The sequence below is a fragment of the Collinsella sp. AF23-2 genome (assembly GCF_003459245.1).
In the GTDB taxonomy this organism is placed as follows: Bacteria; Actinomycetota; Coriobacteriia; order Coriobacteriales; family Coriobacteriaceae; genus Collinsella.
The window spans coordinates 22,356-28,670 of sequence record NZ_QRVG01000026.1; the positions used below are offsets into that span (position 1 = coordinate 22,356).

The 6,315-nt window shown below is 59.5% G+C and carries 6 protein-coding genes; 3 read left to right on the forward strand and 3 right to left on the reverse strand.

Annotated features, from left to right (window positions below):
- Positions 1 to 17 precede the first annotated feature (17 nt).
- Positions 18 to 899 (forward strand): ABC transporter ATP-binding protein, encoded by an 882-nt coding sequence (locus DWY03_RS08905; RefSeq protein ID WP_117840532.1) that lies wholly within the window; start codon positions 18 to 20, stop codon positions 897 to 899.
- Complete coding sequence (locus DWY03_RS08910; protein ID WP_117840534.1) at positions 896 to 1,594, forward strand: ABC-2 transporter permease; 699 nt, start codon at positions 896 to 898, stop codon at positions 1,592 to 1,594. The genes DWY03_RS08905 and DWY03_RS08910 overlap by 4 nt, the downstream gene beginning before the upstream one ends.
- Before the next feature lie 86 nt (positions 1,595 to 1,680).
- On the opposite strand, the gene DWY03_RS08915 is transcribed toward DWY03_RS08910, so the two are convergent.
- The 3 genes from DWY03_RS08915 to DWY03_RS08925 form a co-directional block, all read right to left on the reverse strand.
- Positions 1,681 to 2,982, reverse strand: a complete 1,302-nt coding sequence (locus tag DWY03_RS08915; protein WP_117840536.1) for a chloride channel protein — start codon at positions 2,980 to 2,982, stop codon at positions 1,681 to 1,683.
- A gap of 125 nt (positions 2,983 to 3,107) precedes the next feature.
- The gene (locus DWY03_RS08920) at positions 3,108 to 3,641 is read right to left on the reverse strand and encodes a TIGR00730 family Rossman fold protein (protein WP_117736496.1); all 534 of its coding nucleotides are present in this window, start codon (positions 3,639 to 3,641) and stop codon (positions 3,108 to 3,110) included.
- 36 nt (positions 3,642 to 3,677) lie between these two features.
- Positions 3,678 to 4,103 (reverse strand): potassium channel family protein, encoded by a 426-nt coding sequence (locus tag DWY03_RS08925; RefSeq protein WP_055252221.1) that lies wholly within the window; start codon positions 4,101 to 4,103, stop codon positions 3,678 to 3,680.
- Between the two features lie 198 nt (positions 4,104 to 4,301).
- Between DWY03_RS08925 and DWY03_RS08930 the strand changes: the two genes are divergently transcribed.
- The coding region (locus DWY03_RS08930; protein WP_158558649.1) for a transporter substrate-binding domain-containing protein at positions 4,302 to 6,315 on the forward strand (2,014 nt) is incomplete at its 3' end.

The following is a 6,315-nucleotide window of genomic DNA, read 5'->3' on the forward strand; positions in this document are numbered from 1 at the left end:
GCAAGAAAGGCTATACCATGCAAAACTTGCTAGAACTCAAAGGCGTCTCACGCCGCGTAAGCGACCGCTTTTCGCTACGCGATGTCACACTCACCGTGGAGCCCGGTCAGATCGTCGGCTTTGTGGGCGCAAACGGCGCCGGCAAAACAACGACCATTCGCGCCGCGCTCGGGCTCATAAAGCTCGATGCCGGCGAGGTGCACCTGTTTGGGCAGCGCTGCGACGCCGACGCGCCCGGCGAGACACAGCGCCACCTGCGCTCCCGCGTAGGCCTTGTCCTGGACACGTGCCCCTTCCCCTCCACGCTCAAGGTGGGCCAGATCGAGAGACTCGTAGGCCCGGCGTACCCCACGTGGAGCTGCGAAACGTTCGCCGGGTTCATCGACCGATTTGGCCTCGATCCCAAGGCAAAGGTCAAGGACCTCTCCCGCGGCATGGGCATGAAGCTGCAGCTCGCATGTGCGCTCAGTCACAATGCCAAGCTGCTCGTTTTGGACGAAGCCACCGCGGGCCTCGATCCCATGGCGCGCGAAGAGCTGCTCGACGAGCTGCTCGCCTTTGTTTCCGACGGCCAGCGCAGCGTGCTGCTCTCGAGCCACATTACGTCCGACCTCGATCGCGCCGCCGACCGCGTCATCTGCATCGATAACGGCTCGATTGTGTTTGACCTGCCGCGCGAGGACATTACTGACCGCGCCGGCATCGCCCACTGCACGCAAGCACAGGCCGCAGAGCTCATGGCTTGCGTCGAAGGCGCCCGTGCTGCCCGCCACGCCTATAGCGTGGACGTGCTCGTGCCCAACCGCCGTGATACGCTCGAGGCTTTCCCCGAGATTCCCTGCGATCGGGCAACCATTGATGATTATCTTCGCCTCATGCTGAAAGGGGCTTCGAAATGAAACGCGCCTTTATGTCCGAGCTCGTCATCGTTCGCACGCTTATCCCGAGTATCGTGGGCGTCGGCCTGTTCATATTCATCGCGCTGACTCTCGCCAACGCATCGGATGGTGATTCCGGCATGAGTGCCGGCGCCTGTGCAGTCAGCGCCATGTCGCCCATCATGGTCATGAGCTCGCTGGCCGGCTTCGACAATCAAAACGGATGGGAGCGCTATCGGGCAACGCTGCCCATCTCGCGCAAAGACATCATCTGCGCACGTTACCTGTGTATCGTTGCCTTCTCGGCCATCATGGCATGTGCGGCTGCACTGTTGAACATCGTCACCATCCCAATCTTCAATAACGCAGGTATTCCTTCGACGGGACAGGCCGTATTTGAGATCGCAATTGCCTCGGCAGCCTCGATGCTCATCTCCCTCATGATGGTGTTTTTGGCGCAGCCGCTGTTCTTTCGTTTTGGACACATGGAGGCGCTGCGCCTGTCCGTTGGTCTGTTTGCCTTGCTCGGATGCCTTGCCATGGCCACGCTGAGCTCCTCCAACCCCATCAGCAACTGGCTCATGTCGATTGCCGGGGCAAATCCCGATCCCGCCGTTCTGGGCTGTCTGTGCGCAGGAATTGCCGTGCTGGCCCTCGCGCTATGCGCAATCAGCTGCACCGTCAGCACCAAGGTTTATCGAGTACACGACCTGTAGGCACGCGAGTCTCAATCCACGAAGGACGCGATCGCCCCCGCCGCAAATCCGTGACAAATGGCATATCCCCGGCACGCGCTATCGTGCTACTTGCGCAGCGGCTTGGGCAGCGGAATGCCTGCCGCGATGACGGCGGCGATGATCATGCAGACAATGCCCTTGAGCGGGAAGCACATGAGCAGCAGGCCCACGACCATGACGGGCTGACGCATGACGGCACCCATCGTCGAGGCGGTACAGACGGCGACGCAAAAGACCGGATCGGCGCCCGTAAGGACGGCAAGGCCGTAGCCCAGGCTCACGCCCGAGAAGATAACGGGGAAGAAGTGACCGCCGCGCCAGCCCAGGTTGATGAGGGCGGGCGTCAGCATGGCCTTGATAAGACCAGTTGCAATGAGCACACCGGCGGGAATGGTCATATAGGTCTCCATGAGCACGTCGGCCTGCGTCTCGCCAGCAAACATGGTGTAGGGCAGGACCGTGCCGCAGATAGCGAGCGCCAAACCGGCCAGCATGGCCTTGACGACAGGGCGCTCCCCTATGGCGTGGGCCAACGCCTCGCTCGCGTGCTCCGAGACAAAGTACAGCCAGCCACAGGCCGTGCCGACGAGCGCCAGGGGAATAAGCCAAGCAAGCTCGAGGTTGCCCACCTGCGCGGCCTCGAACCTCGGCATACCCATGCCGCCGCCCACAAGCTGGCCAAGCAGCAGGTAGGTGCCCAAACCGCCAGCGATCGCGATACCGTAGACCACGGTCTTTTGCGCCTTGGGAAGCTTGATGGTGATCTCGTCAGACGCGGACTCATCGTCATTGGCACCCTGACCGTCAGCACTTCCGGCGAGCGGCGCCACAAAGCCAAACACGGGCGCGGTAAAGAGCGCCGTCAGGGCAGCCTGGGTGCCCAGCAGCGTGAGCTCCCTAAACTCAGCTCCAAAGCGACGCATGCGATCGCCGACCCAGCTGCACAGTCCCGCGATAACGCCGGTCAGGCCGGCCTCCGGTCCAATACTTCCGCCAAACAGCAACGGCAGCAGCGCCGCAATCGACAGCTTGCCCAGATTGTCGTACGGGTAGCGACCGTCTTGCTTGACCTTGGTCATGACCTGGTTGAGGTCGTCGGTCTTGGCGCCCGTCATCTTTTCGTACAGGCCAATCACCAAGCCGCCCAGCAGGCAGACAAAAAACGGGTACGGCAAAAAGCCAAACGGACCGCTGGCGAGTTCGGGCGAAGAGGCACCCAGCATATGCGGGACCTCGGTCCACAAATAATCAATGCCGTGCTCCATCGCAAAGAAGAATAGCCAGACTGCAGCACCCGCGAGTGCACCGGTCACGGCAACGCTGACCAAAAACAGCGCGCGGTTTGTGGGTTTGGCAAGGTTATCCATCGGGTCCTCCCGTGGTCAAAATCGACAAAGATACGTTTTATTGTAGAGCGAGCGTTGCCCGAACGAGCCAACCGTCTGCACCGCAAACGGCACCATTGGGAGTCATAGTGGGGCAGGCTCAAGACTCATCCATTAATAATCGAGGCAATCTCGCGCAAATCGTCGGCAAAGTAGATGCCGTGCTGGCGCTGCGGGCTCGAAAGTCCTTTATCAATCATGTGCTCGAGCAGCGCCTTAAGATCGTTGTAGTAGCCCCCGAGGTTGCACAGGATGCACGGCGCACTCAAGTGCCCCAACGACACGGCGGACATGACCTCGGCAATCTCCTCGAGCGTGCCCGTACCGCCCGGGAAAGCGATGAACGCGTCGCCGAGCTCGATCATCTTGGCCTTACGCTCGGCCATGTCACTCGTCACGATGAGGTCGTCAATACCGTCGTGTTGAAACTCTGCCTCGATAAAAAAGCTCGGCTCAACACCCGTCACGTGTCCACCCGCCTCGAGCACGCTATCGGCAAGCGCGCCCATCAGGCCCGACTTGGAGCCGCCGTATACCAGCGCGTGGCCGTTGGAGCCAATCCACGTGCCGAGCTCTCGCACTGCAGGCAGAAACGCCGGGTCGTTGCCGACGCTCGCGCCCAGGTACACCGTGATGTTCATATGCAATCCCCCTCGTCGTGACGCGCGGCACCCGTTCTATCGTTGCCGGCGACGGTACTCGCGCACGCGGCGCGACAGGTCAGCGAGCTCGTCACGATCGAGCTCTTCCAAATGCTCAAGATCGTCCATAAAGCGCGCCATGGTGTCCTTTTGGCGCATCTTGATGAGCGTATTGCAGTAGTTCACCGCCACGCCCGTGAGCATGGCGATGTAGAAGATGCTGATGACGCTCAAAACGACAGTGATAGCGCGGGCAACCGGCGTCTCGGCCGGGATATCGCCAAAGCCGATGGTCGATACGGTTTCAAAGCTAAACCAGAGGCCGTCGCCAAACGTAAGGGTCGTGGGCTCGGACAGCCAGACGGCCGTCGAGCACAGCAGATAGAAGACGAGAAACAGGCCCGTGATGCGCGCAAAGCCAGCCTGGCGCAAAACATCGGCAAGCGTCCTCAACTTGTTCATCGCGACCCCTTTTCCCAGACGCCCAATCACATTCGCTCGGTATTGTCCCACAACCGGCAGTTGGGGACGTTCCTTTTGTGCCGGCAGAAAGGGACTGTCCCCAAGTGCCGGGCGGGACCGTTTAGCGGCTCAGCTGCCGACTAAGCATGCTGAGCTGGTATCCTTATGCGAAACTGTCTCAACTCGATAGGATTTCATGTGAAACCTTCCGCCGTCCTTCGCTTAGCCCTACGCCGCACCCTGGCTGTCGCGCTTGCCGCACTCACCGTGCTGAGCGCCGTCATGCCTGCCCCCGCCTTTGCCGCCGACTCCGACCAGCAGGTCAAGACGGTCCGCGTTGGCTGGCTCGTCAACAACAAAGGCTTCCAGGAAGGCACGCCGGGCGAGCGCCTCTCGGGATGGGGCTACGAGTACCTCCAGACCCTCTCGTATTACACAAAGGGCTGGCAATACGAATACGTTAGCGGCACCTTCTCCGAGCTTATGGACATGCTCGAGGCAGGCGAAATCGACCTCATGCCCAACATCTCGTATTCGGCAGAACGCGAGCAGAAGCTGCTCTTTTCCTCAAATCCCGAGGGCACCGAGCGCTACTATATCTACGCCAGGCCCGACCGCGACGATCTGGCCAAGGGTGACCCTCAGGCGCTCCAAGGCCTCACCATCGGCTGCAACTCTGGCGTTATGCAAACTATCGTCGGCCAGCAGTGGCTCGCCAACGAAGACGTTACCTGCACCTATAAAGAAATCGACACCGGCAGCGCCCTCTTTGAGGCGCTTGCAGACGGCGAGGTCGACGCCGTCATCATGAACGACACCATTTCGTCGCCCGATGCGTCACCCATGTTCTACGTAGGCTCGAGCGACTACTTTTTTGCCGTTCCTAAAAGCCGCCCTGACCTGATGAACGACATCAACGCCGCCATGACGACCATCGCCCGCGATAACCCGCGCTATAACGAGGAAGTCAAATCGAGTTACTCGACCCAAAACAGTGGCTCGTCATCGCTCACCGGCACCGAGACCACCTGGCTCAAAGAAAACGGCAATACCATCACGCTCGGCTATCTTAAAAACCAACTTCCCTACTGTACGCAAAATGACGACGGCGAGATGGAAGGGTCGCTCGCCTCGCTTGCAACGACGTTGCACGACAAGTTTGACATTACGGTCAAAACAATCGCACTCTCGAACAACAAGCAAATGATCAAAGCCCTTTCCAACGGAACCATCGATGTCGCCCTACCGTTGTTTCGCGACTACTGGCTCGCCGAGCAGACAGGGGTCATCCAGTCAAACTCGATGGGAACGGTTTCGCTGACCGCCATTCACAGTGGCAAAAACCTGAACAGCGACCTTAAGAACATCGCTTGTACAAAGAGCACAATCGTTAACCGTTTTGAGCTCGAAAGTCTCTTTCCGAACGCAACGGTAACCGAGTATTCGAATGACGGCGAGGTGCTCAAAGCCCTCAATGAGGGGAAGGCACGTTGCATCATTGTCCCCAGCACGCGCCTGGAAACTCTCCGCGACATCTACGACATCGAGGATTTCGAAACACAGGAACTCACCAACACGGCGCAACTATCGTGTTTAATTTCGCGCGGCAAGCCCGAGCTGCTGGGAATCATCAATAAGGGCATCGTCAATGCAGGTGAATCGCTCTCTGCAAACAGCTATTTCCCCACATCGTACTCGGCGCAAGAATCGGATGCGTTCCGACTTCTCTACCGCAACCGCATCGTCATTGCGGCAGTCGTCATCTGCATTTTGCTCACCGGCATCGTCATCCTTGTCTGGTCGCTTTACCGCGCACAGGAGGAACGGCAGAAAGCCGATGCCGCCAATGCCGCCAAAACCGCTTTCCTCACGCGCATGAGCCACGACATCCGCACGCCGCTCAACGGCATCCTGGGCCTTATCGAAATTGAGGAATTGAGAGAAGGCGACATGCAGGTCGCCCGCGAAAGCCGCGCCAAGGCGCGCGTTGCCGCCAATCACCTGCTGTCACTGATTAACGACATCCTCGAGATGGGCAGGATCGAGGAGCGCAAAGTGACGCTCGAGCACGAATCATTCAACCTTAAAGAGCTGTGCGACAATGCGCTCGTACTGTGCAAGCTCCGCGCATCGGACCGCGGCATAACCATGCTCGACACCAGCGAGCCCTACGCTCATATGACCCAATCCGCTGTCAAGAGCCACAATGGCC

What these genes read in the sequence shown, in the direction of transcription:
- DWY03_RS08905 (WP_117840532.1), top strand. Translation starts at nt 18, where the DNA reads ATGCAAAACTTGCTAGAACTCAAAGGCGTCTCACGCCGCGTAAGCGAC.
- DWY03_RS08910 (WP_117840534.1), top strand. Translation starts at nt 896, where the DNA reads ATGAAACGCGCCTTTATGTCCGAGCTCGTCATCGTTCGCACGCTTATC.
- DWY03_RS08915 (WP_117840536.1), bottom strand. Translation starts at nt 2,982, where the DNA reads ATGGATAACCTTGCCAAACCCACAAACCGCGCGCTGTTTTTGGTCAGC.
- DWY03_RS08920 (WP_117736496.1), bottom strand. Translation starts at nt 3,641, where the DNA reads ATGAACATCACGGTGTACCTGGGCGCGAGCGTCGGCAACGACCCGGCG.
- DWY03_RS08925 (WP_055252221.1), bottom strand. Translation starts at nt 4,103, where the DNA reads ATGAACAAGTTGAGGACGCTTGCCGATGTTTTGCGCCAGGCTGGCTTT.